This window comes from Pseudomonas floridensis (assembly GCF_002087235.1).
Taxonomy (GTDB): Bacteria; Pseudomonadota; Gammaproteobacteria; order Pseudomonadales; family Pseudomonadaceae; genus Aquipseudomonas; species Aquipseudomonas floridensis.
Window position 1 is genome coordinate 1 of sequence record NZ_MUIO01000173.1, and the last position, 1,062, is coordinate 1,062.

The following is a 1,062-nucleotide window of genomic DNA, read 5'->3' on the forward strand; positions in this document are numbered from 1 at the left end:
AACCCAATCGGATCCTGCGTAATAAACCGCCCCACCTCCGGATCGTAATACCGGAACGTGTTGTAGTGAAGCCCCGTCTCCTCATCAAAATACTGCCCCTGAAACCGCAGGTTCTGCTCGACCTCGTTCACGGTCAGCGCTTCGAGGCTTCCCCATGCCTTGTACGTCGCCTGCCAGACGATCTGGCCGTCGATGTCGGTCATCTCCAGTGGCGTGCCGATCTGGTCGGTGTGGAAGTAGTAAAGCGTGTTTTCGGCTTCACCTTCACGCTGATCGACACGGGCCAGCGGCGCATAGCTGCCGGGCTCGTAAACGTACAGGCTGCTCTGTCCCGGCTGTTCTTCACGCAGCATCCGCAGGCCTTGCCAGAGGAAGCGTTTGTGTTCGGTTTTGCCGTTTACTTCGGACTGTTTGGCAACCCGTCGCCCCAAACTGTCGTACTGGTACGTGCCGGTGCTATGAAGCTGGCTGTTCACCAGCGTTTCGGCTTTGACGAGACGGTTTTCACAGTCGTAGGTAAACGTCTGCCATTTCGCCAGACCACTGCGTTTTTCAACCAGATTGCCCCACGGATCATAGGTGTACTCCTGATCACGCCACTGTTTAAGGCGGTTGTCCTTCACGTGGTCGAAGCGGCTGGTGTTGAAGTTCAGGCGGTTGGCCGCGGCGTCGTAGCGAAATTCCTCGCTGTCGACCAGTTTGCCGGTGTCGCGGCTGTGCAACTGGCCGTTGGCTTCATATTCATACTTAATCTCGCCACGCAGTTTGTCGAGGGTGCGGATCAGTTCGCCGGCCGGGTCGTACTGGTAGCGGCGGTGGATCGGGTTGTAGGCGTGTTCCACCAGCAGTTGCGGGCTTTCGCTGCCCAGCACGCCGGAGAGTTTGTCGGCCGGTAATGTGGACGCGAACTGCCAGGACTTTCGACCCATGGGGTCGTAGCCGAAGCAGCTGGTGAGCTTGCCCTGGGTACGGTAGACCTCGCGGTGCAGGTCGTCGCGTTCCATGTCGCTGATCAACTGGCCGTCGAGGTTCAGTTGATGCAAGTGGCCGCTGCCGTAGTAC

General features: G+C 58.6%; 1 protein-coding gene. It reads right to left on the reverse strand.

The window, feature by feature from the left end:
- On the reverse strand, positions 1–1,062 hold a 1,062-nt coding region (locus tag BZK31_RS27585), incomplete at both ends, for an RHS repeat domain-containing protein (RefSeq protein ID WP_167378126.1).